At 70.2% G+C, this 26,748-nt stretch carries 21 protein-coding genes and 2 pseudogenes; 15 read left to right on the top strand and 8 right to left on the bottom strand.

Translation table 11 applies throughout. From position 1 onward, the window contains the following. Window positions 1-182 precede the first annotated feature (182 nt). Window positions 183-1,415: a sensor histidine kinase gene (locus tag ACFQVC_RS07845; RefSeq protein WP_381828001.1), complete on the top strand. Its 1,233-nt coding sequence runs from the start codon at window positions 183-185 to the stop codon at window positions 1,413-1,415. A gap of 158 nt (window positions 1,416-1,573) precedes the next feature. Beyond that, entirely contained in the window at window positions 1,574-2,242 is a 669-nt protein-coding gene (locus ACFQVC_RS07840; RefSeq protein ID WP_381827999.1) for a response regulator, read from the top strand. Here ACFQVC_RS07840 and ACFQVC_RS07835 read toward each other — a convergent pair. Continuing rightward, window positions 2,239-2,778 carry an MmyB family transcriptional regulator gene (locus tag ACFQVC_RS07835; RefSeq protein ID WP_381827996.1) on the bottom strand — a complete coding sequence of 180 codons (540 nt, stop codon included), beginning with the start codon at window positions 2,776-2,778 and terminating at the stop codon, window positions 2,239-2,241. The genes ACFQVC_RS07840 and ACFQVC_RS07835 overlap by 4 nt on opposite strands. A gap of 24 nt (window positions 2,779-2,802) precedes the next feature. Here ACFQVC_RS07835 and ACFQVC_RS07830 point away from each other — a divergent pair, with 24 nt between their 5' ends. Continuing rightward, window positions 2,803-3,060, top strand: coding sequence for an alpha/beta hydrolase (locus tag ACFQVC_RS07830; RefSeq protein ID WP_381827993.1), 258 nt, complete (start codon window positions 2,803-2,805; stop codon window positions 3,058-3,060). 197 nt (window positions 3,061-3,257) lie between these two features. Here the strand turns inward: ACFQVC_RS07830 and ACFQVC_RS07825 are convergent, their stop codons facing one another. Further along, on the bottom strand, window positions 3,258-4,019 hold the full coding sequence (locus ACFQVC_RS07825) for a hypothetical protein (protein ID WP_381827991.1): 762 nt from the start codon (window positions 4,017-4,019) through the stop codon (window positions 3,258-3,260). 483 nt (window positions 4,020-4,502) lie between these two features. Between ACFQVC_RS07825 and ACFQVC_RS07820 the strand changes: the two genes are divergently transcribed. The 10 genes from ACFQVC_RS07820 to ACFQVC_RS07775 all read left to right on the top strand — a co-directional run bounded on the left by ACFQVC_RS07820 (window position 4,503) and on the right by ACFQVC_RS07775 (window position 15,565). Further along, window positions 4,503-5,324, top strand: a complete 822-nt coding sequence (locus ACFQVC_RS07820) for a transthyretin-like family protein (RefSeq protein WP_381827989.1) — start codon at window positions 4,503-4,505, stop codon at window positions 5,322-5,324. Between the two features lie 787 nt (window positions 5,325-6,111). Beyond that, window positions 6,112-6,474: a lamin tail domain-containing protein gene (locus ACFQVC_RS07815; RefSeq protein WP_381827987.1), complete on the top strand. Its 363-nt coding sequence runs from the start codon at window positions 6,112-6,114 to the stop codon at window positions 6,472-6,474. A 231-nt stretch (window positions 6,475-6,705) separates the two neighbouring features. After that, the gene (locus tag ACFQVC_RS07810) at window positions 6,706-8,043 is read left to right on the top strand and encodes a uracil-xanthine permease family protein (protein WP_381827985.1); all 1,338 of its coding nucleotides are present in this window, start codon (window positions 6,706-6,708) and stop codon (window positions 8,041-8,043) included. Beyond that, complete coding sequence (locus tag ACFQVC_RS07805) at window positions 8,043-9,398, top strand: amidohydrolase family protein (RefSeq protein WP_381827982.1); 1,356 nt, start codon at window positions 8,043-8,045, stop codon at window positions 9,396-9,398. Before ACFQVC_RS07810 ends, ACFQVC_RS07805 begins: the two co-directional genes overlap by 1 nt. Window positions 9,399-9,613: 215 nt before the next feature. Then, window positions 9,614-10,636: an isopenicillin N synthase family dioxygenase gene (locus ACFQVC_RS07800; protein WP_381827980.1), complete on the top strand. Its 1,023-nt coding sequence runs from the start codon at window positions 9,614-9,616 to the stop codon at window positions 10,634-10,636. Window positions 10,637-10,661: 25 nt separating this feature from the next. After that, entirely contained in the window at window positions 10,662-12,029 is a 1,368-nt protein-coding gene (locus ACFQVC_RS07795; RefSeq protein WP_381828325.1) for a nucleobase:cation symporter-2 family protein, read from the top strand. Window positions 12,030-12,112: 83 nt separating this feature from the next. Further along, window positions 12,113-12,949 (top strand): class I SAM-dependent methyltransferase, encoded by an 837-nt coding sequence (locus tag ACFQVC_RS07790; protein ID WP_381827977.1) that lies wholly within the window; start codon window positions 12,113-12,115, stop codon window positions 12,947-12,949. A 74-nt stretch (window positions 12,950-13,023) separates the two neighbouring features. After that, the gene (locus ACFQVC_RS07785) at window positions 13,024-13,629 is read left to right on the top strand and encodes a TetR/AcrR family transcriptional regulator (RefSeq protein WP_381827974.1); all 606 of its coding nucleotides are present in this window, start codon (window positions 13,024-13,026) and stop codon (window positions 13,627-13,629) included. Window positions 13,630-13,769: 140 nt separating this feature from the next. Beyond that, window positions 13,770-14,837, top strand: a complete 1,068-nt coding sequence (locus ACFQVC_RS07780) for an endonuclease/exonuclease/phosphatase family protein (RefSeq protein WP_381827972.1) — start codon at window positions 13,770-13,772, stop codon at window positions 14,835-14,837. A gap of 158 nt (window positions 14,838-14,995) precedes the next feature. Beyond that, window positions 14,996-15,565 (top strand): DinB family protein, encoded by a 570-nt coding sequence (locus ACFQVC_RS07775; protein ID WP_381827969.1) that lies wholly within the window; start codon window positions 14,996-14,998, stop codon window positions 15,563-15,565. 24 nt (window positions 15,566-15,589) lie between these two features. On the opposite strand, the pseudogene ACFQVC_RS07770 reads toward ACFQVC_RS07775, so the two are convergent. The 5 genes and pseudogenes from ACFQVC_RS07770 to ACFQVC_RS07750 form a co-directional block, all read right to left on the bottom strand. Continuing rightward, a pseudogene (locus tag ACFQVC_RS07770) lies at window positions 15,590-16,543 on the bottom strand (4-hydroxy-3-methylbut-2-enyl diphosphate reductase). Beyond that, the gene (locus ACFQVC_RS07765) at window positions 16,540-17,730 is read right to left on the bottom strand and encodes a polyprenyl synthetase family protein (RefSeq protein ID WP_381827967.1); all 1,191 of its coding nucleotides are present in this window, start codon (window positions 17,728-17,730) and stop codon (window positions 16,540-16,542) included. Before ACFQVC_RS07765 ends, ACFQVC_RS07770 begins: the two are co-directional and overlap by 4 nt. After that, entirely contained in the window at window positions 17,727-18,941 is a 1,215-nt protein-coding gene (gene ispG / locus ACFQVC_RS07760) for a flavodoxin-dependent (E)-4-hydroxy-3-methylbut-2-enyl-diphosphate synthase (protein WP_381827965.1), read from the bottom strand. Before ispG ends, ACFQVC_RS07765 begins: the two co-directional genes overlap by 4 nt. After that, a complete protein-coding gene (locus tag ACFQVC_RS07755) occupies window positions 18,938-20,923 on the bottom strand; it encodes a 1-deoxy-D-xylulose-5-phosphate synthase (protein ID WP_381827963.1) in 1,986 nt (661 codons plus the stop codon). Before ACFQVC_RS07755 ends, ispG begins: the two co-directional genes overlap by 4 nt. A gap of 411 nt (window positions 20,924-21,334) precedes the next feature. After that, on the bottom strand, window positions 21,335-21,877 hold the full coding sequence (locus ACFQVC_RS07750; RefSeq protein WP_381827961.1) for a GNAT family N-acetyltransferase: 543 nt from the start codon (window positions 21,875-21,877) through the stop codon (window positions 21,335-21,337). A 377-nt stretch (window positions 21,878-22,254) separates the two neighbouring features. Here ACFQVC_RS07750 and ACFQVC_RS07745 point away from each other — a divergent pair. Both ACFQVC_RS07745 and ACFQVC_RS07740 read left to right on the top strand, forming a co-directional pair. Then, window positions 22,255-22,973, top strand: a pseudogene (locus ACFQVC_RS07745) (type III polyketide synthase); the annotation flags it as partial. Window positions 22,974-23,193: 220 nt separating this feature from the next. Beyond that, window positions 23,194-25,620, top strand: coding sequence for a bifunctional serine/threonine protein kinase/MFS transporter (locus ACFQVC_RS07740; RefSeq protein WP_381827960.1), 2,427 nt, complete (start codon window positions 23,194-23,196; stop codon window positions 25,618-25,620). Between the two features lie 49 nt (window positions 25,621-25,669). Here the strand turns inward: ACFQVC_RS07740 and ACFQVC_RS07735 are convergent, their stop codons facing one another. Further along, window positions 25,670-26,668, bottom strand: a complete 999-nt coding sequence (locus ACFQVC_RS07735) for an AraC family transcriptional regulator (RefSeq protein ID WP_381827958.1) — start codon at window positions 26,666-26,668, stop codon at window positions 25,670-25,672. Between the last annotated feature and the right edge of the window lie 80 nt (window positions 26,669-26,748).

Genomic DNA, 26,748 nt, shown 5'->3' with positions numbered 1-26,748 from the left:
GGCCGCTGGCCCCGCCGTTGGAACGTCGTCCTCGTCATGCTGTACGAGGCTAGAAATCCGCAGGTCAGGGGGCGTCAACCGAGGGGTCGCAGCTGCGGTTCAACCCGTGGTACTACGTCCGCGCTCAGTCTCCACCCGTACGGTGACGCGCACCGCCCCGCACACATCGCACCATGGACGGCATGAGCACGTCCGTCCACCAGCGACACGAACGACAGGAGCGGCACCACCGGTACCGCTCGTGGCACCAGCGACTCCGCGGCCGGATCGCCGCGCCCGCCTTCCCCTGGATCAGCGGCGGTGCCCTGACGCTCGGCGCGGTGGCAGAGCTGATCGCCTACCCCGGGTCCGTCACCACGACCGTCGGGGTGCTGCTCTCGGCAGCCTCGTTGATGTGGCTGCGCGCCTGCCCGCCCGTCGCGGTGCTCACGGTGGCCGCCGCTCTGGTCGGCTTTGCCGGTGATGTGAGCCTGTACGTGTCCAGCATCGTCAGCGGACTGATCGGCCTCTACACGCTGGGGCGGCACCGGGTGCGCCATCCGGCGGTCGTCGTCGCGGGCGGGGTACTGGCCTCCGTGGCGGTGAACCTCGTTCACATCAACACGTGGGCGGGTCTCGATCTGCCGGTGCCCGCGCTGGGCGAGAAGGGGTCGCTCGGGCTGTTCGCCGAGGCGTTCATCCTCAGTGTGGCGATTCTGGGAGCGGTCTCGATGGGTGACGCGGTGCGTGCCCGTGCGGAGACCCGGCACGAACGTCACCGCGCGCAGGCCCAGTTGATCGCGATGGAGCGGCAGCAGGCGGCCCAGGCCGAACGGGCGGCGATCGCCCGCGAGTTGCATGACATCGTCGCGCACTCGGTGTCGATGATCGCGGTTCAGGCGGAGAGCGCGACGTACACCACCGAAGGGCTCACTCCCGCAGCGCGTGCGGGGTTCCAGGAGATCGCCACAACCGCCCGGGCGTCGATGGCCGAGCTGCGGCGGCTGCTCGGTGTGCTGCGCGCACCGCAGAGCGACGGCGCGGCGCTCACCTCTCCGCAGCCGACGCTTGACGGCCTGCCCGAACTTCTCGGCCAGCACCGCGCGGTGGGCGGTGCCGCCGAGCTGAAGGTCACCGGAGAACCGGTCGCCCTGCCGCCCACCTGGGAGTTGTCGGCGTACCGGATCGTGCAGGAGGCGCTCACCAACGTACGCAAGCACGCGCCCGGGGCCCGTACCGTAGTGAAGATCGACTACGGTGCCGGCCGGCTGCTCTCGCTGTGCGTCACCGACGACGGTCCGGGTCCGGCCAGGACGCCGGGCACCGGGCACGGGCTTGCCGGGATGCGCGAGCGGGCGGCTCTGGTCGGGGGGCGGCTCAGCGCGGGCTCGGGCCGGGACGGAGGATTTGTGGTGGAGGCTGAACTCCCTTGGTGAACACGGCGAACGGGGCAAGCGGGGAGAGCAGAGTGAGCGGGGCGAACGGAGCGAGCGGGGCGAACGGTGTGAGCGGGGCGAACAGAGCGAGCGGGGCGCACGGTGTGAGCGGGGCGAACGGAGCGAGCGGGGCGAGCGGGGCGAGCGGGGCGAACGGTGTGATCAGGGCTCTGATCGCGGACGACCAGGCCGTGGTGCGGACCGGTTTCGTGAACCTGCTCTCCACGCAAAGCGACATCGAAGTCGTCGGCGAAGCCGCGGACGGCACCGAGGCGGTGCGGCTCGCCGCCCGGACACGGCCGGACCTCGCCCTGCTCGATATCCGCATGCCGCACAAGAACGGTATCGAGGCGGCGCGCGAGATCCTCGCCGCGTCCGACGGGGCGACGAAGGTGCTCATGCTGACCACCTTCGACCTGGACGAGTACGTGTACGACGCGCTGGCCGCCGGAGCCGGAGGCTTCCTGCTCAAGGACGCGACGTTCCCCGAACTCCTGCACGCGGTACGGGTCGTGGCGGCCGGTAACGCCCTGCTCGCCCCGGAGGTCACCAAGCGGCTCGTCGCCCAGTTCGTGCACAGCAGGCCCAGCGCCCTGCCGACGGCCGCGGCGGACGACCTCACGGCGCGGGAGGCACAGGTGCTCACGCTCATCGCGCGCGGCCTGTCGAACGCGGAGATCTCCGAGCGGCTCACCATCACCGACCACACCGTGAAGACCCACATCAACCGGCTCTTCGCGAAGCGGGGCCTGCGCGACCGGGCCCAGGCCGTGATCCTGGCGTACGAGACGGGACTGGTACGGGCGGGCTGCGACGAGCGCTGCTAACTCCGGGCCGTGCCGTGGGTCAGATCGGCCAGTCGTTCCGCGTCCGAGGTGCCGGGTTCGGCCGACCAGAGCACGAGTTGCTGTTCTGGTGCACCGGCGTAGCGGAAGGTGTCCCAGTCGAGGGTGAGTTCGCCGACGAGGGGGTGGGCAATGCGCTTACGGCCGAAGTCCTGGTGCGCGACGCGGTGCTCGGCCCACCAGACCCGGAATTGCTGATCGGCGACGGCCAGCTCGCCCACAAGAGCTGTAAGGGCTGGATCGGTCGGATTCATTGCGGCTTCCATCCGCAGGACTTCGACGCATGTGCGGGCCACGTCTTCCCACTCCGGATAGATTTCGCGCATCACCGGGTCGGTGAAGACCATGCGGACGTAGTTGCGCTCGGACTCGGGCACAGCCGCGAAGTCGCACAGCAGCTCTGCTGCCAGGGGGTTCCACGCGAGGATGTCGAGGGGCTGCCGGAGCAGGCTGATGCCGAGACCCCCGCCCCGACGGCTGAGCTCGTCGACTACTACAAGACGCCCCGCGGCAGGCACCCGCGCTCCACCGGGGACATGGTCGTGCGCAGCGCGGATCTCCTCGACCAGTTCGACTCCTTCGCCGACGTCGCCAAGGTCGCGCCCCGCCCGCTGCTCATGATCGCCGGCACCGAGGCGGTGACCCGGGGGTTCTCCGAGAAGGCCGTCGCCGACAGCCCTGGCAACGCGGAGCTGTTCCTCGTCGAGGGTGCCACCCACGTCGATCTGTACGACCGCGACCAGTACGTGACTCCTGCCGTCGCCAAGCTGGTCGAGTTCTTCAGCAAGCACCTCGCCTGAGTCGGCAGGCGTGAGCGGCCATCCGGCGGACGCCTCGTCGGCGCTGCGGGTTGAACCCTGGTCAGGTGGGACGTCCCCGGCGCGGGTCAGGCTGCCACATGACGCGAAGGTGCTGCTCGCAGCCCCTCTCCGATGGCTGCGACCAGCACCACGGCCTTGTGGCGGACGGAAAGCCTGTCGTATCGCGTGGCGACGATTCAGTTGTGGTTCTCGTCGATGGTGACGGCGATGCCGTGGTCGACCTTCACGGCGACGCTGACGCCGTCCTTGGCGGCGGCCTCGAGCTCGTCCTCGCTGCACTGCTTCATGTCTTCACGGTCGCCGCAGATCCAGCCGGCCCCGTTGATGACGGTCTTGTCGGAGGTGACGAAGGCCCACTCGCCTTCGTCGTTCACGACGGAGTACTTCCCCGGAGCCAGGTACGCGAGCTTGCCGCTCCACAGGCCCGACGTCTTGTCGCCGTCGTCGCTGCCGGAGCGGTCCTCGACGACGCTGACGGCGATGCCGTCCTTGAGCTTGACCGTGGCGGAGACGCCGTCCTTGGCGGCGGCCTCGAGCTCGTCCTCGCTGCAGGGACTGGCGGCCTGGCCGGCCGCGTCGCCGCAGATCTTCCCGGCTCCCTGGATGTCGGTGTCGGTGGACGTGAAGAACTGCTGCTGGGTGTCCTTGAGATCGGAGACGGTGTACTTGCCGGGAGCGAGGTAGGAGACCGTCCCGAACCACGTACCGGTCACCTTGCCGCTGCCGGACTTGCTCTTCGCAGTGTCGTCGGCCGGCGCCGTGCCTCCACCAGAAGCAGCGGTGTCGTTGCCGGAGCCCTCCTTCGCCTCCGAGGCCGAGGGGCCGGAGGAGGGCACCTTCTTGCCCTCGGTGTCACCGTCCTGACAGGCCGTGAGCAGTGTCGTCGTCGCTATCAGCGCGGCGGCAGTGAGGACGGTCTTACGGTGGCTGCGAAGCATGCTGTATCTCCCCCTGGTGATACTGATGTGCGGCCGGTCGGCGGGGCCCGGCGGGTTGGCCCGGCTCGGCTGTGCGGTCTGCCGATGGGCCCGGCCCGGCCTCGTGCCTGGTCGATCAACACCCTGCCTGCTGCGGCGATCACGGGGGAAGGGCGGTTACGAGGTGATGACAGGCCTGACGTGACCGCGGAACGTTCGGACCCAATACGGGCACCAACTGCCCCTGTACGGGCACCATCTGCCCCTGTACGGGCACGGCTCCCACCCGGCTGCGGCCGCCCGCTCCCTCTCCGAAGGGATCCGCCCGGGTCACCACGCCACGCGGCCAGCAGGCCACCAGGCGGCGAACGCGCAGTGGACCGTCGATGGACACTCCATGGACTCTCCGCGCCTCCTACAACCACGGCCCTCGACCCGTGTGTCGAACCCCGTGCCGGTACCAACGCCGGCGCGACCTACGACACCAACGGAGTTCACGCGCCCATGCGTTCACCTCTAGCGGCCACCCGACTGGCCGTCATCGCCGTACTCGTCCTGGCCACCAGCCTCGCCCTCGGAATGCCGGCCGCCCACGGAGCGCAGAGCGCACTCGCGCCGGGCGAACCGCCGCAGCCCGACTTCGAGGTGTCCATCTCCAGCAGTCCCGCGGAAACCGACTTCGGCCGTCGCACGGTGGACCTCGCCGGAGCGGTGACCCGCGCCGACGGCATCCCCGTGGCGGACGCCCCGGTCCAGCTGACCAAGAGCGTCCTGTACGACACGTGGAATCCCTGGGGCGATCCCATCGATCCCACCGAGCGGGAGACCCTCTCCCTTGGCACCGTGCACACCGACGCCGAAGGACGGTTCACACTCTCCGGCGTGACGGCGGACCGCTGGCAGAACGAGCCGAGCATCCACCTTTTCCCCCGTCACCGAGTGGAGTTCGGCGCGCTCTATGACCCCGGCGACCCCACGGACCACTACGCCTTCTTCGGGGACACCACGGTGGCGGTGCAGCCGGTCACCAGCACCCTCACCTACAAGGTCAGCCGGACCAAGGTGCGCGCCGGTGACACCCTCGTCGTCGTCGGCCAGGTCACCTGGCCCGCCGGGCACGGGCCGGTCGCCGGCACCCGGGTGCTGCTGCGGACGTACTTCGAGTCCGCGTACAACGCCAGGGCCACCACCGACGCGAACGGCAGGTTCGCCATCCGCGTCAAGATCCGTTCCTACGACCGCGAGTTCGTGGTCTTCTCCGCGCCCGGTGACTACTACATCGCGGGCGCGAGCCACGTGCTGCCGGTCAAGAACGTCACTCCTTGACTTCCGCAAGGGTGAGTTGACCTGCCCGGCGTGGTCCGAGCGCGCGCTCGGGCCCCGTCGGCGGCGAGTGCGGCGGCCGACCGCAAGACCGTGTTACCGGCCAACTTGTGATATGGCGTGGAAAAGCCCCGTAAATGACATGACCCCATGCCTACGGTGACTCGGCGCCGCTCCTCGTGGCCTCGCCCGCTTCCACCACCCATGACGTCCACCTGTGAGGTCCACCCGTGGGATCGGTGCCCACGACCGAAGTCCGTACTCAGGTGCTCAGGGAAGGGGAACCATGGTCAGGGTGACCACGTCCGCGATCTGGCAGCTCGTGATGACGGTGCCGGAGAATGTGCAGGGGTACCGCACCGACCACATGACCTGGGCAAGCCCGACGCGGACAACCGCACCGCGGGACTGAGGTTCACCGGCACCACCACCGAGGCGCCGCTGGACGGCCACGGCTTCACGGTCGGCCAGGTCACGATCGACAACTTCGTACGCGAACAGGCCACCCCCTCGATCACTTCCCGCTGCGCCTCGACATCCGTCTGGAGGCCGAGGGCGGGCCCGGCTCGACGCTCACCCCCTACCTCGAGTACTTCGCCGTCAACGACCAGGACCACGACAGCCCCGACATCCTCCAGGCGCACCGCGGCGGCGCCGCCGGAGACCGGATCACGCTCGACGGCGCCGCCTACGGCCTGGTCGTCACCGGCTTCCCCACCGGCCGCGACGAACCCCCGCCGATTCCGTTCACGTCCCGGAAGGACAGAGCGTCACCGTCGAGCTGAAGGCGATGCTGGTAACCATCAAGCCCGCCGACGTCGCGATCCGCACCGTGCAGTTCAAGGGCGGGACCGCCGGACTTCTGGGGGACGAATACATCGAGATCGTCAACCGGTGCGGCGCCCCCGTCGCGGTGGACGGCTGGGTCGTCAACGACGGTGACGTGGGGCAGGACTTCACGTTCCCCGCGGGTACCACCCTCGCGCCCGGCGTCCCCGTCAGGATCTACACCAACAAGGTCCACCCGGCCTGGGGCGGCTACTCCTTCAACAGCATGACGGGGGTCTGGCACGACCTGGGCGACACCGCCGAGATCCGCAACAAGCAGGGCCGAGCGATCGCCCGCTACGCCTACGGCAACGCCGCACTCTGAGCACTCCGCGGGAAGTGTCCGGTACGCCACCTGCGGGCTGACCGGCCCCTCGACAGCCGGGCGCCCCCGCCCGGCACGCACGATCAGCGCCTGTTTCCTGCGCGCAATCACGCCGAAACACGCTCTGCCTACGGTCGGGTGCACGTCGGTCATGGCTGCTAACGGCCGACGGGCGACCGGGGTCTCCTGGCGCGAACCAGCCGTCTTCCACCGCGTTTTGAGGGAGGAACGATGGCTGTGGACACGCATGCCACGGCGCCGGCGGGGCCGCACCCCGTCGACGTACGGCCGCCGCTGCACCGGATGGTGCCGCTGAGCCTTCAGCATCTGCTGGTCGCCTACTCGGGCATGGCCACCATGCCACTGCTCGTGGGGGTCGCCCTGGAGCTGCCCGAGGACCGTATACGGCTGCTCATCAGCGCCAATCTGCTGGTGAGCGGAGTGGCGACGCTGCTGCAGACCCTTGGCTTCAAGTGGTTCGGGGCGCGGCTTCCGATCGTCATGGGCTCGACGTTCACGGCTATCACTCCGGCCGTGCTCATCGGCCAACAGCACGGTCTGGCCGCCGTGTTCGGTGCGACGATCGTCGCCGGGCTCCTGACGGTGGCTGTCGCGCCGTGGTTCGGGCGGCTCCTTCATCTCTTCCCGCCGCTGGTCACCGGCACGGTCATCGCGGTCATCGGGTTCTCCCTGGTGCCGTCGGCGGCCGGGCTCATCACCGGGCACGGCGGCCACGGCGAGGACGGCAGCGGGGCGCGGGGGCTCGCGCTCGCCGCCGTGACGGTGCTCCTCGTCGTCCTCGTGGAGCGGCTCGCCCCACCGGCCGTCGCGCGCTTCTCCGTGCTGCTCGCCCTGGCCGCGGGCACGCTGCTCGCCGTTCCCTTGGGCCTGTTCGACGGGGCGGAGGTGGGCGCGGCGCCCGCCGTGAGCGCGCCGGATCCCACCGCGTTCGGGGCGCCGGTGTTCGTCGTCCCGGCGATCGTGGCGATGCTCGTCGTCCAGCTGGTCAACATGGTCGAGTCCGTGGGCGACACCCTCGCCGTGGGCCAGATCGTGGGGCGCGGCGACGACGCTCCGACCGTGGTCCGGGCGCTGCGCGCGGACGGCGCGGCCACCGTGGTGTCCGGCGGGTTCTCCTCCTTTCCCATCGTGACCTTCGGGCAGTCCGTGGGGCTCGTCAGCGTCACCAGCGTGATGAGCCGTCATGTCGTCGCGCTGTCGGGCGGGTTGATGGTGCTGCTCGCCTTCGTACCGGCCCTCGGAGCCGCGGTGGCCGCCGTGCCGGGGCCCGTGCTCGGCGGGGTGTCGCTGGTGATGTTCGGGACCGTCGGCGCGGTGGGCCTTCGCATCCTGGCCCGCGCCGACCTGTCCGACGGCCGCAATCTGCTCACCGCCGCGCTCGCCGTCGGGCTCGGCATGATCCCCGTCGGGGCGCCCGAGTTCTACGCCCCGCTGCCCACGTATCTGCGCACGGTCCTGGACAGCGGCATCGCCGTGACCGGCCTTGTCGCCTTCACCTTGAACCTGCTGTTCCACCACGTGGGGCGCCGCCACCGGGAGGATTTCTGATGTCCAACGACACATACGCCGACGCCTCCGCCGGCACGTGCGCCGACAGGCACGTCGACACGATCACCGATGCCTGCGTGTGGAGCGGCGGACAGTGGCTGCAGGCGCAGGACGTGCACCTGGCCGACGGCCGTGTGCGCGCGATCGTGCCGGCCGGTCAACTGCCTCGTGGTACGCGGGTGTTGGAGGCGCGCGGCGGTCACCTCATTCCCGGCTTCGTCAACACCCACACCCACCTCTACCAGGCCTGTCTGCGCGGTATCGGTGAGGGCGAGCCGCTGCTGTCCTGGCTGCGCACCGTCGGCGAGGAGACCGTCGCCCTCACCCCCGAGCGGGCGTACGCGGCAGCGGCGGCCGCGGCGACGGAGGCGTTGCGCAGCGGCACCACGACCCTGGTGGAGCACATGTGGCCGCACCCGTCGGCCGAGATCCACGACGCCGTGGTCCGTGCCCTGCGGGACGCGGGCATGCGCGCCGTCCTGTGCCGGGGCGTTGCCGACCGCGCCGACCCGTCCCGCAAGTGGGGCTTCGATCCCCGCCTGATGCAGCCCCTGGAGGCCGCCCTCGCGCACACCGACAAGCTGGCGGCCGCCACCGCGGGCACCAGGATCTCGACCGGTCTCGCCGTGCCCAACCCGCGCTGCCTCACACCGGAGGGCATGCGGCAGGTGAGGGCGTACGCACAGGAGCGTGAACTGCCGGTTTCCATCCACCTGTTGGAGACTCCGACGGATGATCTGATGTGCCGCGAGCACACCGGCCAGGGTGCCGTGGAGTATCTGGAGGCAGCCGGTTTTCTGTGGGGGCGGCTGCTCGCCGTGCACTGTGTGGAGCTGGACGCGGCGGGCCGTGCGACGCTCGCGCGGCACGGTGTCGGTGTCTCCTACAACCCGCTCAGCAATATGCGCCTGGGCAGCGGCATCGCCCCGGTGCCCGCCATGCGCGACGCCGGGCTCCGGGTCGGGCTCGGTGTCGACGGGGCCGCGAGCAACGACACCCAGGACATGCTGGAGACGATGCGGATCGGGGCGTATGTGCAGCGTGCCGCGCACCGGCAGGCAGATCTGCTCGGCTTCGCGGAGATGCTGCCGATGGCGGCGGGCGGCGCCAACGAGGTCCTTGGTCTGGAGAGTTACGAGGGCGGCGTCGCGCCCGGCATGACCGCCGATCTCGTACTGCACCGCTTCGAGCGGGACTACGCCTGCCTTCCGGTGCGCGATCCGGGGGCGACGCTGCTGACGTGCGCGTCGAGCCGGACCGTGGACTCGGTGCTTGTGTCGGGCGAGGCGGTGGTGCTCGACGGGCTCAGCACACGCCTTTCCGATGAGTTCCTGGTGGACGTCTTGTCGCGGTAACAGAGCCGGTTCACACACGAAACACGGTGCCGTCAGGCTGACTCCATCGCGCACGGCCCTTCCGTAGGGCCGGTGCCAGCCCACGGCGGCGGACCCGATGACGGGTCCGATGACGGCCGTGCCCGCGGACCTCTGCGTGTCCGCGGTGGGGATGCAGGGGCGGTGACTGCATCCCGTACGACACATCTCCCCTGCACACAGGAGCAGATACCGCGATGCACGACAACACCACGTACAGCCTCGCCGAACTCGACCGCGAGACCCGCATGGGCGGGGCCGGCACCGAGACCGGCAGCCGCGAGATCCGCCGGATCGACCTCGGCGACTTCGAGAACCGCAAGGCCGAGATCGCCGATGAGCTGTGGGCGGCGGCCACCGACATCGGTTTCTTCCAGCTCGTCCACCACGGCATCGAACAGGACCTGGTCGACGCGGCGTTCGCGAACGCCGAGGACTTCTTCGCCCTGTCCGGCCACCTCAAGGCCCGCCACGCCCTGAAGAAGGGGCTCAACTCGGGCTGGGAGTCCATGACCCAGGTCAGGCCGTCCATCGGCACGCCGGACCAGAAGGAGTCGTATCAGCTCACCCGGCCCCACATGGACGGCCTGTGGCCCGATGACGTGCTTCCCCACTTCCGGCCGCGCGTGCTGGAGTTCGAGGCGCGCTGTCGTGAGGTGGCGATGCGGGTTCTGTCCTGCTTCGCGGACAAGCTGGGCTTCGACAGCGACTTCTTCGCCCGTGCCCACGACCCGGCGAGCGCGCAGTACCAGTCCACGCTGCGGCTGCTGCACTACTTCGCGCTGCCCGCCGACGCCGAGTTCGACCCGGATGTGTGGCGGGCCGGTGCGCACACGGACTTCGACTGTCTGACGCTGCTGTTCCAGCGGGACGGGCAGGGCGGGCTGCAGGTGTGTCCCGGCAAGGAGGCGGAGGCGCAGGAGTGGACTCCGGTCGTGCCGTCGGCCGAGGTGATCACCTGCAATATCGGGGACATGCTGACGCGGTGGAGTGACGACCGGCTGCCGTCCAACTTCCACCGGGTGAAGTCGCCGGGCCCGGACGACGACCGAGGTGCCCGCTACAGCATCGCGTTCTTCGCGCAGGCCGACCGTGACGTGGTGATCGAGGGCCCGGAGGGCCGCTATCCGCCGATCACGGCGGAGCGGTACATCCAGGAGCGGATCGCGGCCAACTTCGCGCAGGCCGGCCGCGCGCAGGCCAACTCCACACAGAAGTAAGGGGGTTGCCGTGATCTCCGTGATCATGCCCAAGGACAGCGGCCGGGGTGCGCCCTTGGGGAAGCTGGCCGTCCTCGGTCTGCAGCACGTTTTGGTGATGTATACGGGCTGCGTCACCGTGCCGCTGGTCTTCGGCGCCGCCGCCGGGCTCGATGCCGCGACGATCGCCGTGCTCATCAACGCCGACCTGCTGGTCGCGGGCATCATCACGGTGATCCAGGGCGCGGGCGTCGGGCGCGTGCTCGGCGTCCGTATGCCCGTCATGGCGGGCGCGGCGTTCACCGCCGTGACGCCGATGATCCTGATCGCGGGCGAGTACGGCATCCAGGCGGTGTACGGCTCGATGCTCGCCGCGGGTGTCTTCGGGCTCCTTGTCGCCTGGCCCTTCGCCAAGGCCGTAAGGTTCTTTCCGCCCCTGGTCAGCGGCATCGTGATCACGGTGGTGGGGCTCGCCCTGATCGGCGTCGGCGTGGACCTCGTGGTCGGCAGCGATCCGAAGGCCCCGGACCACGCGGCGCCCTCGCGGCTCGCTCTCGCCGCCTTCGTGGTCGTGGTGATCCTGCTCGTGGCCCGCTTCGGGCGCGGTTTCCTCGCGCAGAGCGGTGTGCTGCTCGGGCTGCTCGCCGGCACCGCGGTCGCCGTGCCGCTCGGGCTCGTGGACTTCTCCACGGCCCGCACCGCCGACTGGCTCGGCGTGAGCGCGCCGTTCCACTTCGGCGCACCCGAGTTCCCGCCGGTCGCCGTGCTGTCGATGTGCGTGGTGATGCTGGTGCTCTTCGCCGAGTCCACGGCCGATCTGATCGCGGTCGCGGAACTCACCGGCAAGGAACTGACCAGCGCGGACATGGCACGGGGCCTGGCCGCGGACGGCCTTTCGGGGGTGCTCGGCGGCGTCATGAACGCCTTCGTCGACACCGTGTTCGCGCAGAACGTCGGCCTGGTGACGATGACGAAGGTACGCAGCCGCCATGTCGCCACCGTCGCGGGCGCGATCCTCGTCGTGCTCGGTCTGGTGCCGAAACTCGGTGCCCTCGTCGCGGGGCTGCCCGAGCCGGTGGTGGGCGCGGCGGGGCTCGTGATGTTCGCGACGGTCGCCGCCGTGGGCATCGGCACCCTGCGCAAGGTCGAGTTCGACGGCACGAGCAATCTGCTGATCGTGGCCGTGTCGATCGGCGCGGGCCTCGCGCCCGAGGTGGCGCCCGACCTCTACTCGCGCTTTCCGGACGGGGTGCAGATCGTGCTCGGTTCGCCGGTGACGAGCGCAACGCTCGTGGCGTTCGGCCTGAACCTGGCGTTCAACGGGACCGGTGGCCCCAGGAACGCCCCGGGCGCGCCCGCCCCTTCACCCGCTCCCGCACTGGCCGCCTCCGGCTCCGGCTCCGGCTCCGAGTAGGCAGCGTCTTGCTTCTCGCGCTTCTTCCCCTCATGATGAACGCAGGTTCATGAACGTGCGTTCATTACGAGGGGGAGAATCCGATGACCGGCATCGTCAACACCGCCCAGGCCGAGGCGTGGAACGGCTACGAGGGTGAGCACTGGGCCACGCACGACGACCGCTACGACGCCGTGAACAGCGGCTTCAACGACTTCGTCCTGGACGCCGCCGGCGTCGGCGAGCGCGACCGGGTCCTCGACATCGGCTGCGGCAACGGGCAGTTGACCCGTCTCGCGGCCCGCCGCGCGCGGCTCGGCGAGGTGTCGGGGGTGGATCTGTCAGGACCGATGCTCGCCACGGCGCGGGCCCGTACGCAGGCCGAGGGCCTCGGCAATCTCTCGTTCGTACAGGCTGACGCGCAGGTCCACGCCTTCGCGCCGGGCTCCTTCGACGTGGCGATGAGCCGCTTCGGCGTGATGTTCTTCGCCGATCCGGTGGCGGCGTTCACCAATATCCGCCGGGCGCTCGCCCCGGCGGGGCGGCTCGCCTTTCTGTGCATGACCGACCTCGACGGCACCGACCTCGGCCGGGTCTTCGCCGCGATGGAGCCGTACCTGCCGCGCCCCACCGGCCAGGACGGCACCGGGCCGACCTCCTTCGCCGATCCGGCCCGCAGCCGTGCGGTGCTGTCCGGCGCCGGCTTCGGGGACATCGGCTGCGAGCGGGTCGAGGCGGATCAGATCTGGGGCCGGGACGTCGCGGACGCGGCCGGGTTCATGGCGGACTGGGGACCGGTCAAGTACCACCTGGGCCTGGTCGACCCCGAGGCCGCGGCCCGCGCGCGAGGCGCCCTGGAGACGGCACTGCGCCCATTCGCCGGACCCGACGCCGTGCGTTTGCGCGGTACGGCCTGGCTCGTCACCGCGGTCGCGCCCTGAGGGCCAAGTAAGTCACACCCCGAGGGCCGGGCACTGCGGGCATCCAGGACCATGTGCGGGAGAGGAACAGGGAGTTGGCCCCACGAAAAGCGGCGGCGCTGCGCCAGGGCGACGGCCGTTCGCTGCGCGAGCATCTGATCGCCACGGCGGAGCAGCTGGTGTCGGCGCGGGGCACAGCCGGGCTCACGGTGCGCGCCATCGCCCGCGAGGCCGGTGTCGCCGACGGCGTGCTGTACAACCACTTCTCCGACAAGGAGGAGCTGCTCGCGCATGCGTTGCGGGCCCATGTGCGTTCCGTCGAAGGCACGTTGGGTGCACTTCCCGAGCCCGGTGTCGGCACGCTTGAGGACAACCTCCGCACGCACCTCCGCTACGGCATGGCCCTGCACCGGGCGATCCTGCCCGCGTTCACGGGACTGCTCGCCCAGCCCGCTGTCCTGGCCAGGTTCGGGGAGCTCGACGGCCCCGGCCGGGACTGGCGGGACCGGCTTCGCGGATATCTGCGCGCCGAACGGGAGTTGGGCAGACTGGCCGAGGGTGCACGGACGGACGCGGCGGCGGCGCTGCTGGTCGGCATCTGCCACGAGACCGTACTGTCGGCGCTGTTCCCGCACACCGCGCACGACTCCCCCGCGGAGGATGACATCATCGCGGCGGTACTGAACGGCATCACTGCCTGACGGGGTTTGCTGCCTGACGGAGTTTGCTGCCTGACAGGGTTTGCTGCCTGACGGAGTTTGCTGCCTCACCCGTACAGTCTTCGCCTTCTCGTCACTCCAAGTTGTTCCCTTCCGCGGTCCGTCGTGCTGAGATCACCGGTGTGCTGAACTCCGTACTGACTGCCAAGAGACTGCTGACCAGGCCGTCGCGGCGCATACGCCGGGGCGCCGTGCTGCTCACCGCCGTTGTCGCCTCCGCCGCGCTCACCGCGCCCTCGGCGGTGCCCGCACCCGCGGACTCCACGAGGGCCGAGTCGGTGCGGGTGCTGGCGTGGAACATCTTCCACGGCGGCAAGAACGACGGCCTGGGCGGCGAGAAGAACTTCGCGCTCCTCCTGGACCAGCTGGCCGACATCGCCCCCGATGTGTTCTTCTCCGTCGAGACGTACGGCTCCGCCGAGGAGATCAGAGCGGCCCTGAGCGAGCGTGCGGGCAAGGGCGCGTACCACGCGGTGCGGATCACCGACGCCGCCAACGACAACCTGTGGGTCTTCACCCGCTACGACGTGGTGACGACCTTCCCGAACCCGACCGGCACCACCGTCACCGACTTCAACATCGGCGGCGCGCGCGTGCGGCTTCCCGGCGGGCGGCAGCTCAATCTCTTCGACACCTGGACGTCGTACACGGAGCCCTGGATCGGCGACATGATCGACACCAACGCCAAGGACGTACAGGCGGGCCGCCCGCCCACCTACAGCCCCAAGCAGGTGGCCGACGCCGAGAAGGGCAAGCAGATCCCCCAGGTCACGGACATCGTGCGCAAGCAGGTGCCGCGCATGCTCGCCGGGAACACCGACCCGGTCCTGCTCGCCGGTGACCTCAACACGATCCCCGCCGCGGACTGGACCGACCGGTGGGCCGGATGTGCCCACCACTTCGGCCTCGGCTACGACCTGGCCGCCACCGACATCCTGACCGACGCGGGCTACACGGACACCTACCGGGCCGCCCACCCCGACGTGTGCGCCGATCCGGGCCGCACGTGGAGCCCGCACCCCGACTACGCGGGCATGGTCACCAAGGACCGGATCGACTTCGTCTTCGCCAAGGGCCCGCAGATCCAGGTGAACGACGCGCACGTCATCGACGAGCGCCTGCCGCAGCACGAAAGCGGGCCCTTCTACTCGGATCACGGCGCGGTGGTCACGGAGCTCACCGTCCGCTAAGCGGCTTGGGGCAAGTCCGGTGCGGTTCGTCGTGCCCCAAAGGGGCGCGGGGAACTGCGCGACCAGCCACGACGCACCCGCAGATGTCTTGCCGGACTTCCCGCGGAGCACTTGGCCGCCGGGAAACTCAGTGGCGCGACCGGCCGCCGTGGACGACCATGCAGCGCATGAGTGACCAACCCGCGCGATGGACCCAGGCGACCGTCTACCCCGACATGTGGGCGGACCCGGACGACGACCCCCGCAACAGTGAGGGCAACAGCCCGGACGGCGAGCTGGCGACGCTGCAGGACTTCCTGTCGGGCTACCGCTTGACCCTGCGGATGAAATGCGAGGGCCTGGACCCGGAGCAGCTGGCCCGTCGTTCGGTGCCGCCGTCGACGATGTCGCTGCTCGGCCTGCTGCGCCATATCGCCGAAGTGGAGCGGGACTGGCGCAACTGGATCAGCGACGGTGATCCGCTGCCGACGCTGTACGACAAGGACGACGGGGACTTCAACGGGGCCGTCGCCGACCAGGCCGTGGTCGACGCCGCGTACGCCGACCTGGAGCGCGAGCAGGCCGCCACCGACGCCGCCCTTGCCGCGCACCCGGACCTGGGTGAGCGTCTGGGCAAGGACGGCACGGCGGTGCGGGAGTTGCTGGTGCACAGGATCGAGGAGTACGCCCGTCACTGCGGGCACGCCGATCTGCTGCGCGAGTGCATCGACGGCAGGGTGGGCCAGTGAGGTGCGCCGGGGTACGTGGTGGTGTCAGCGCAGTTCGCGGGGCAGGGCGAAGTGCTGGTGCTCGTCGGCGGCCGTGACGACGTCGACGTCCTCGAAGCCGCGCCGCGCCAGCCACTGAAGCACCTCATCGACCAGGGTCTCGGGCACTGAGGCGCCGGAGGTGACGCCGGCCGTGCGCACGCCGTCGAGCCAGGTCTCGTCGATCTCGTCCGCGGTGTCGACGAGGTGGGCCGCACGGGCCCCGGCGTGCCTGGCGGCCTCGACAAGGCGCTGGGAGTTGGAGGAGTTCACCGAGCCGATCACGATCACCAGGTCGGCCTCGGCGCCCAGCTGCTTCACCGCTTGCTGCCGGGTTCTGCGTCGCGTAGCAGATGTCGTCGCTGGGCGGCGAGGTCAGCTGCGGGAACTTCTCCTTCAGGGCGCGAGCGGTCTCCATCGTCTCGTCCACGCTCAGGGTGGTCTGGGACAGCCAGACCACCTGCGAGTCGTCGCGCACCTCGATCTCCGCGACGTCGTCGGGGCCGTCGACCAGGGCGATGCGGTCGGGGGCATGCCCGAGGGTGCCGATGACCTCCTCATGGCCCTCGTGCCCGATCAGCAGGATGTCGTAGCCCTCCCGCGCGTACCGGACGGCTTCCTTGTGGACCTTGGTGACCAACGGGCAGGTGGCGTCAACAGCGTTGAGATTGCGGGCGGTTGCGGCCTCGCGGACCGCGGGGGCCACGCCGTGCGCGGAGAACAGCACCACCTGGCCCTCGGGCACTCGTCGGTGTCCTCGACGAAGACGGCGCCCTTCTTCTCCAGCGACCTGACGACGTACTTGTTGCGGACGATCTCATGCCGGACGTAGACGGGCGCCCCGTGCAGCTCCAGGGCCCGCTCCACCGCCTGGACGGCGCGGACGACGCCGGCGCAGAAGCCCCGCGGGGCGGCGAGCAGCACCCTTTTGTGCGGGCGCCGTTGAGGTGCAGAGCTCATGTGGCCCTCCAGGCGGCCTGGTCGGCCAGCTCGCTCAGCCGGTCCCGGGCCTCGGTGGGCAGAGGTGCCTTCTCCAGTGCGTCCAGGGCCTGTTCGTGGCGCTCGCGGATCATTTCCTCGACGGCCCGGCAGGCTCCGCTGGCCTCGATCAGGTTGCGTACGGTGGCGGCGCCGTCCTCATCCAGGGCGGGGTTGCCGTACAGGGTGCGCAGCAGCCTTGCCTGGGTGGCGTCTCCGTGGCGCAGGGCGAGGGCGATCAGGGCGGTGGGCTTGCCTTCGCGCAGGTCGTCCAGGGCCGGCTTGCCGGTCCTGGACGGTGTGCCGGTCCTGGACGGTGTGCCGGTCCTGGACGGTTTGCCGGTCCTGGACGGTGTGCCGAAGACGCCCAACAGGTCGTCGCGCAGCTGGAAGGCCTCGCCAAGCGGCAGTGCGAACCGGCTGAGGGCGCGCGGGAGTTGGTCGTCGGCGGTGGCGAGGGCGGCACCGATGTGCAGGGGGCGTTCGATGGTGTATTTGGCGGTCTTGTAGCGGATGGTGCGCAGGGCGCGGTCGAGGTCGGGGGCGGGACTTGCCATGGCCATGACGTCCAGGTACTGGCCGTAGAGGACTTCAGCACGCATCGCGTCGGCCAGCGGCAGCAGCCGCTGCAGTTGGCCGGGGGTGAGGGCGGCGGTGTGCAGCAGTTCCGCGGCCCAGGCCAGCGCGAAGTCCCCGACCAGGATCGCGCCCGACTCCCCCAGCTGTTCTGCAGCTGCGGGACTTCGCCCTGCGGCACGGCAGCCCGCGAGGGTCCGGTGGACGGTGGGCCGGCCACGGCGGGTGGCGGAGCGGTCCATGACGTCGTCGTGGATGAGGGCGAAGGCGTGGAACATCTCAAGGGAGGCCGCCACCTGCAGCACGGGGCCCAGGTCACCGGGTGCGCCCGCGGCGTACCAGCCCAGCACGCACAGCTGGGGCCGGATGCGTTTGCCGCCCGCCACCAGGAACTCCCCCAATACCCGGGGCACCTCGGCCGGCAGTCCGGCGGCATCGGCCGCGGCCTGTTTGCGTACGACGAACTCCGCCAGCTCCTCCTCGACGCACAGGCATACCTGGTGGCTGTCGGGCAACTCCTGCCTGCCCGCTCGCTGTTGCGCCGGTGACGGCCACGGCTCATACGCGGCGACTGTGGGCGGCAGGACCGTCATGACGTCACCGTCCTCACCGCATGGCCCGCATCCGTATCCGTATCTGCGTCCGTATCCGTATCCGTATCCGGTACGTCGATGTCCTCGTCCTTGGCGGATTCCTGCTCGATCAGGGCAAGGGCTTCTTCGAGGAGGGTTTCCACGATCCTGGATTCGGGGACCGTGCGCAGGACTTCGCCGCGGCGGAAGATCTGGCCTTTGCCGTTGCCGCAGGAGACGCCGAGGTCGACCTCGCGCGCTTCACCGGGGCCGTTGACTACACAGCCCATGACCGCGATCCGCAGCGGATGGGGGAAGTCGTCGAAGGCGGCCTCGACCTGCGCGGCGAGTTCATGGATATCGACCTGCAGACGGCCGCAGCCCGGACAGGAGACGATCTCCAGCTTGCGCGGGCGAAGACCGAGCGAGGACAGGATGTGACAGCCCGCCTTGGCCTGCTCCCCCGGCGGGGCCGAGAGGGATACGCGGATGGTGTCACCGATGCCCTCGCCCAGCAGGACCGCGAAAGCGGCAGCCGATTTGATGGCGCCCTGGAAGGCCGGGCCTGCCTCGGTGACACCCAAGTGCAGCGGGTGGTCGCACTGCTCGGCGAGCAGCCGGTTCGCGGCGATCATCGTGAGCGGGTCATGGTGCTTGACCGCGATCTTCAAGTCACTGAAGCCGTGTTCCTCGAACAGGGAGCACTCCCACAGCGCGGATTCCACCAGGGCCTCGGGAGTGGCCGAGCCGTGCTTGGCCAGGAGGCGCTGGTCCAGCGAACCGGCGTTGACCCCGATCCGGATCGGGGTGCCCGCCGCGGCCGCGGCCTTGGCGATCTCGCCGACCTTGTCGTCGAACTTCCTGATGTTGCCCGGGTTCACCCGGACCGCGGCACAGCCCGCGTCGATGGCGGCGAAGACATAGCGGGGCTGGAAGTGAATGTCGGCGATCACTGGGATCGGTGACTTCCTGGTGATGGCGGGCAGCGCCGCCGCGTCGTCGGCGGAGGGGACGGCGACCCGGACGATGTCACAGCCCGCCGCGGTGACCTCGGCGATCTGCTGCAACGTGGCAGCCACGTCGGCGGTGTTGGTGGCGGTCATCGTCTGTCCGGAGATGGGTGCGCCGCCGCCCACGGGCACCGACCCGACACTCAGCTGACGGGTAGGGCGGCGGCGCACCGGACCAGGAGCGGACGGCAACGCGGGCAGGCCAAGATCGATCGTGCTCATCGCGCCCTCCGGGCTGCGGTCGTGGGTGCTGGTGCGTAAGTGGCCGTGGGCTCGGACGTGGTCACGCGCTCGGACTCGGACGCGGTAGTGGTCGCGGGCTCATGCTCGTGCTCGGCCGTGGCCGTGGGCTCGGGCGTGGCCGTGGCCGTGGCCGGCGAAGGGTGCGTGCGGGGGTGTTCGCCGGTGGCCCGCAGGACGGTTCGGGTGATGCCCGCGGCGTCCAGGCCTTCCTGGGCGAGCAGCGCCGCGCGGGTGCCGTGCTCGATGAAGGCACGGGACAGCCCCAGATTGATCACCTTGCTGCTGATCCCGGCGTCCTGGCAGGCCTGGCCGATGGCGCTGCCCATGCCGCCGGTGCGTACGCCGTCCTCCACCGTGACCACCAGCCGGTGGCGCGCGAGCAGGGCCGGCAGCGCGGCGTTGACCGGGAGCACCCAGCGCGGGTCCAGGACGGTGCAGCCGATGCCGTGCTGCTCCAGTTCGCGGGCGGCGTCGAGGGCGGGCTTGGCGAGGGGGCCCGCGGTCACGAGTGCGACATCAAGAGGCCGTGAGGTGCTGCGGTGCAGGATGTCGATGCCGTCCATCCGGGCGAGCGTCTCGATGTCCGGGCCCGTGGTGGCCTTGGGCAGCCGGAGCATGCTGGGCCCGTCATCGATCGCGGCGGCCTCGCGCAGCAGTACACGCAGCCGGGCCGCGTCCCTCGGGGCCGCGATGCGCAGTCCGGGCACAGTCGCCAGCTGGGACAGGTCCCACATGCCGTGAGGGGACGGCCCGTCGGGTCCGGTGATGCCGGCCCGGTCGAGGACGAAGGTGACCGGAAGGCGGTGCAGCGCGACATCCATCAGCACCTGCTCGAAGGCCCGGTTCAGGAACGTGGCGTAGATGGCGACGACGGGGTGGTAGCCACCCATCGCCAGACCGGCCGCGGAGGTGACGGCATGCTGTTCGGCGATACCGACGTCGAAGACCCGCGCGGGAAACTCGCGGGCCATCGAGTGCAGGCCGGTGGGGCGCAGCATGGAGGCGGTGACGGCGATGACATCCTCGCGCTCGGCGGCCAGCTCCACCAGCTCCTGCCCGAACACGCCGGTCCATGACCTGCTCGCGCCGCTCCCGTTCGCCTGCGGAGCCGCGGGCGGCCGGCCGGTGGCCGGGTGCACGGCGCCGACGGCGTGCAGGCAGTCCGCCGTGTCGGTCTCGGCCGGCTCATAGCCCTTGCCCTTGACGGTGCTCACGTGCACCACCACCGGGCGGTTCAACTTCTTGGCCCGCCGCAGCACTTGTTCCAGTGCGGCGGTGTCGTGGCCGTCGACGGGGCCGAAGTAGGTGAAGCCGAGGTCGGTGAAGAGATTCCGGCACACCGCCGCGCCGTCTTTGTGCCGCAGCAGTTCCAGATGACCGGCGAGAGCCCCGGTCGTAGGCGCGTAGGAGCGGCCGTTGTCATCGAGGACGATCACGACCGGGCGCTCGGGTGCGGCGCCGAGGTTGTTCAGCGCCTCCCATGCCATCCCGCCGGTCATGGCCCCGTCGCCGATGACCGCGACCACGGCCCGGTCGTGGTCGCCGCTGAGGGCCCGGGCCTTGGCGAGGCCGTCGGCGTAGGACAGGGCGGTCGAGGCGTGCGAGTTCTCCACCAGGTCGTGTGCGGACTCCTTGCGGGAGGGGTAGCCGGACAGGCCCCGCGCCTGCCGCAGCGTGTCGAACTCCCGCTCCCGGCCGGTCAGGAGCTTATGGACGTACGCCTGGTGGCCGGTGTCGAAGACCAGCGCGTCCCGTGGCGAGTCGAAGACCCGGTGCAGGGCCATCGTCAGTTCCACCACACCGAGGTTCGGCCCCAGATGTCCGCCCGTCGCGCAGACCTTCTCGATGAGCAGGGAGCGGATGTGCGCGGCGAGGTCCGGCAGCCGGTCCGGTGGCGTGCCGCGCAGTTTCCGTAGATTCACCGGGCCCACCGCAGCGGGGGCGGACGTGGCAGCAGCCATGCCGGACACCTCGGCCTTCCCGCCCCGTCACCGCACCCATTCGGCCTGAAATGCCGTGCCATGGCAGGGGCATGATGGATCGTCACCATTTTCGGAATGCGGGGTGCACAGCGGTACGCCGCCCGAGAAGTAGGGGTGTCGTCCGCACCTTCCCGCCACTTAAGCTCACCGCGCGACCGCCTGCGGGACAACCCTCGGCCGAGGTACGGAGCGTGAATGCGTTGAACGATTGCACATTTGCGAAGTGCGCCGGAAGGGAATTCGGACGAGGGCTGAATTCCTATGCGGGCGGCGGCACTTCATAGCGTCGCCGACTGCTGTCATCACCGGAAAGCCCGGCGAGGGGCGGCCTGAGCGCGACCGCCCCCCTGGAGCCAGTCCTACGAGTTCTGCCAGACCTGGCCGGCCCTGTCAGCCCTGCGAGTCCGGCTTCCACTCCTGGGCGAGGAGCCCGAGCAGTACCTGGTCCAGGAACTCCCCGAGGACCCAGGCAGAGGAGCGCAGTACACCCTCGCGGACGAAGCCGTTGCGCTCGGCGGAGCGCAGCATCGCGTGGTTGTCCGCCAGCGTCTCGATCTGCAGCCGCTGCAGGCCACGTACGACGAATCCGTAGTGGCACAGCGTCGCGACCACGTCGGTGCCGTAGCCCTTGCCCCGGGTGGAGGGCAGCAGCCCGAGGCCGATGTGCGCGGAGCGGTGGTGATTGTCGATGCCCCACAGGTTCGCGGTGCCGACCAGCGTGCCGCCCTCAAGCTCCACCACGGAGAACGGGACGAGCCCCTCCGCCTTGTCGTCCACCACGAGCCGCGGGTCCTTCGAGCCGGGCGTGATCGGCCGCCACGGCGCGCCTTCGGCCCGCGAGCCGTTGACCACGTCGTCGTAGAGCTCGGCCCGCAGGATCGGGATGTCGTCCTCGTGCCGGGCCCTGAGCCCGACCTTCTTCCCCTTTAGCATGCACGCTTCATATCCGACCCGGGTCACACGCGGCAAGCCAATCGGCGCACGTCACAGGCGGGCCGCCACTGTTTCACAAGGGCGCAAGCATGCAACACGTACATCAAGGGCGACAGGAGCAACTCTGTCGCACCATCACTTTCTGAGCTTCTCTGGAAATGCGCGCCGCCTGGCGAAAATACGGAGGCGCGAATGATGGAGTTCGATTCCAAGAACCCCTGTGAGTGCGGGATACCGGCGAAGCATCCGACGTAACCCGGCCTGAGCGCAGGCGAGTTGGATTCCTGGACTGTCGAACTGCGCGCGTGACCCCGGATGCAGGAGCCCGCCCGAGCCCATTTGAGCCCATCGGAATTGCTGAACAGAGGAGTGTGCTCGTGGCTGTGCTGTGCCGTCCGGCGGTGTGGTTGCCGGAACATACTCTTTCGATGGAGGAGACTCTCGCGCTGGCCCGCCGATTGCATGCCGGGCACGAGAAGCTGCCGCTGGTACTGCGACTGCTCCGCAACACGGGGGTGGCGAAGCGGCATCTGATCCAGCCGCTGCCTCTCACCCTCAAGCATCCGGGGCTCGAGGCGCGCAACCGTGTGTATGTGCGCGAGGCACGGTCGCGGATTCCGGCTGTGGTCGATCAGGCCCTGACGTCGGCCGGGGTGACGGCGCGGGACAGCGACGCGATCGCGTGCGTCCCCTGCACGGGTTCACGATGCCGCCGCTCACCTCATGGATGATCAACGCGCTCGGGTTCAGATCCGATACGCGGCAGCTCCCGATCGCACAACTGGGCTGCGCGGCCGGAGGTGCGGCCATCAACCGGGCGTACGACTTCTGCCGGGCCTACCCGGAGGCGAATGTCCTGATGGTGGCCTGCGCGTTCTGCTCACTCGTCTACCAGCCCGACGACATCGATGTCGGCTCGCTCATTTCCAACGGACTCTTCGGGGATGCGATCGCGGCGGCGGTGATGCGGGGCAGCGGCGGGGAAGGCATGCGCATCCTGGGCAACGCCTCCCACCTTGTGCCGGACACCCTGGACTGGATCGCCTACGACGTGAAGGCCACCGGCTTCCACTTCCGCCTCGGCAAGCGCTGGCCCCCCTGGGCGCGGACGAGTTCACCGTCCTCGCCGAGGCCGACACCGCCGTCCACACCACCTTCACCCTGCCCACGGGTCAACGCGCCCTCGTACCCGCGTACTTCATGGTTCTGCGCCGACGGCCCACGTGAACGGGCCCGTACCTCCGCCCCCCAACGGCCGCGTGATCCGCATCCGCGATTCCGCCCCCTGAAGCAGCCGTCTGGACTACTTTCGTCGTGTGGATCAGTTGATCGCGGAAGACCCCGCCCGCATAGGCGCCTACCGCCTGATCGCCCGCCTGGGCGCCGGCGGTATGGGCCTGGTCTACCTGGGCCGCTCCGAGGCCGGACGGACCGTGGCCGTGAAGGTCGTGCAGGAGGAGTACGCCCAGCACCACGAGTTCCGCCGCAGGTTCGCCCGGGAAGTGGCGGCGGCCCGGCGCGTCGGCGGGTCCTGGACCGCGGCCGTGCTCGACGCCGACACCCAGGCGCCCGTGCCATGGGTGGCGACGCAGTACATCCCGGGGCCCGACCTGCAGACGGTCGTGGCCGATGACTTCGGACCGCTGCCCGAGGACTCGCTGCGGGTCCTCGCGAACCGTCTCGCCCTCGCCCTGGAGGCCGTGCACCGGGCCGGCCTGCTCCACCGCGACCTCAAGCCCTCCAATGTCCTGGTGACGGTGGACGGACCCCGGCTCATCGACTTCGGCATCGTGCGCGCCCTGGACAGCATCTCCGGGGACAGCCTGCACACCCGTACCGGCATGCTGATCGGGTCCCCCGGTTTCATGTCGCCGGAGCAGGTGCGCGGGCACCAACTCACCCCCGCGTCCGACGTGTTCTGCCTCGGCGCCGTCCTTGTGTACGCGGCCACCGGGCGGCTCCTCTTCGGCGCCGGGGACACCGCGCTGCATGCCCACCTCTTCCGGATCGCCGAGGACGAGGCGGACCTGAGCGGCCTGCCGGCGTCACTGGCCGAACTCGTCGCCGCCTGCCTGCACAAGGACCCGGCCCAGCGGCCCACCCCGGCGCAGATCGCCGCCCGCACCGACGGGGACGACGGCAATGTCTGGCTGCCGGGCGAAGTCCTGGCCCAACTCGGCCGCCATGCCGCGCAGTTGCTCGACTTCGCCCCCGAAGTGCGGGCGGGGGCCGCCACCGCGGCGCTCGCCGAAAGCCCCGCCGAAGGCCCAGCCGAGAGCCCTGCCCACAGCCCCGCCGAAAGCCCCACTCAGAGCCCCGCCGCACAGCCGGACACCCTCATCGCCCCCGCACAGCCCGAGGCGCCCGCCCACACGCCTACGGTCCCGGCGCAGTCGGGCCCGGCCCGGGACGAGGGGCAGGTCCCGGCCGCCGCCCCGGCGCGCAGCCGCAAGTGGGGCCTGGCGGCGCTCGCCCTGGCACAGCTCATGGTCCTGGTCGACGCGACGACGTACACCCTGGCGACGGAGAGTCTGGGCGGCGGGTCGGCCTCGAACCGCGAGTATCCGCCCGTCTACGCCCATCTGCTCGCGTTCGTCGGGCTATTGCTGCTCGGCGGGCGCCTCGTGGACCTCGTGGGGCGCAGACGGATCCTGGTCATCGGCCTGTCGGGGTTCGCGGCGGCCTCAGCTGTCGGCGGCTCGACCGGCTCCTACGACGGAGACATGCAGGTGGTGACCCGCGCCCTGCAAGGCGGTTTCGGCGCGCTGGTCACCGCGTCCGTACTGGCCCAGGTGCTCACCGGCAGCGCCGACCGGCAGGAGCGCCGCAGGGCCCTGGGGGTCTACGCCGCGGTCGTCGGGAGCGGTTCGGCCGTCGCGCTGTTCGTGGACCAGCAACTGGACCTGCCCTCGTCGTACGTCCCCCACTACACCAACGTGCTCCTCGCCGCGATCGCCCTGCTCGGCCTGCGGGCCCTGCCCCACGATCCCCCGCGCCGCACCGGCCAACGCCTCGACATGACGGGCGTGCTGCTCAGCGCCCTGGGACTTGCCTCCTTCGTCTACGGCTTCGTCAAGGCCGGGTCGTTCGGCTGGAGCCATCCCTTCGTCCTGGGCATGTTCGCGTCCGGCAGCACCCTGTTCGCGGTCTTCCTGTGGTGGCAGACCAAGACGTCGAGCCCACTCCTGGCGCCGCACATCATCAGGGACCGCCACCGCCTCGGCGGGCTGCTCACCCTGGTTCTGGTCCAGGCCGGAATCAACGCCGGGTTCGTCATCGACACGACCTCCCAGGACGTGGCCCGCCTGAGCCTGCTGCTCATGATCGCCGCGACCGTGCTCGGCACGAGCCGTCTCCCCGCCCGGCTGCTGCCTCACGACACGCCCCGCTTCCTGACCGTGACGGGCGTGCTGACGACGGCACTCGGGCTGGTGGTCCTGTGGGGCTCCTTCGGGACATACACGGTCTACACCGCCCAGTTGCTGCCCGCGATGTTCGTCACCGGGCTCGGCACGGGCCTGACCTTGAGGTCACTGTTCGCCACCGCGACCGCCGGGATCGCGCCGGAGCACGTCGGCGCGGCCTCGGCGGCCGTCTTCGTGGCCCAGCAAGTGGGCGAGGCGATCGGTTTGGGATTCCTGGAGCGACACGGTCACGTGCTCAACTGGATGCTCCCGGGCCTGCTGCTCGCGGCGCTGACCGCCGCCCTGATGCTCAGAGCCCGGGGCGCCGAGAAGCCTTGATCTCGCCGGCCGCCAGGACCCGCCGCCGGGCCCCGCTGCCGGGCCCGGCTCACCGGCCGCCTGCAGCGAGCAGTGTCTGCGACGGGGGCTCACCAAAGCGCCTGCGGTACTGGGCGGCGAACCTCCCCAGGTGGGTGAAGCCCCATTTATGGGCCACGTCCCCTACGCGTACGCACGACGGATCCGCGACGCGCAGCTCTTCGTGGACTTTCTGCAGACGCACCATGCGCAGATGCTCACCGGGCGGCATGCCCACATAACGGCGGAAGCCCTCTTGCAGCCAGCGCACACTGACGCGGGCCACGGCGGCGAGCTCCCCGTTGGTGAAGGGATGCTCCGGGCGGTCATGGATGGCGTTCAGGGCCCGCTTGACGGGGGCGGGCCGCAGGGCCAGTGGGGGCTGGTCCAGGTCGTCGCGGTAGCGGTGGTCCGCGACGCGCAACATGCCTGCGATCAAGGCCTCTTGAAGAGGTCCGGACACCAGTGGGTGGCGCAGTTCCTGTGAGTCGAACAGGCTTCGGGCCGCGGCCCGGGCCACGCCCGCCCAGTGCTCACCGGGCCCGCCGGAGACGTCGAAGGTCGGCGTGAACCGCAGCGGGCCGCGTGGTGCTCTGCCCAGCTGCAGTTCGAGCTGCCGGTAGATCTCCCGCTCGTCGATCTTCAGAGACAAGGTGCGGCAGTCACCTGTGCGCCGCTCGACGTCTATGTCCCCCTCGGGATGGAACACCATGGCCCGTCCCACGCCGGCGTTCTGCGGCTCCCTGCCACCCTGGCGCCAGGCCATGCTGCCCTGAAGGACGAGGCCTACGTGGAAAGCGCCCAATTCCCCGACGTGCATACCCACATCGGTACCGAAGGACAGCCGGGCGACCGTGGTGGCGGACAGCGGAAGGAAGTCGAAGGAGGCAAGGAAGTCGGAACTCGGGCCGAGCGGGCGCATTTGGTTGGCGTAGAGAGCCTCGCTGAAACTTACGCGCGCTTCGTCAACATCTGCGGTGCGCAGCGACGTTGGATTCCCCAGCAACTGTTCTCTCCAGAAATCGTGCATCTGGCCGTGCGTTGGCGCTTGCTCTTTTCCGAGGGCTCCGGTCACGCCGCTGACCGGCCCCGCTCAGCAGCAGCTTCACA

This window comes from Streptomyces monticola (assembly GCF_042665355.1).
Lineage (GTDB): Bacteria > Actinomycetota > Actinomycetes > Streptomycetales > Streptomycetaceae > Streptomyces > Streptomyces monticola.
This window is presented reverse-complemented; position numbering and strand designations above follow the sequence as displayed.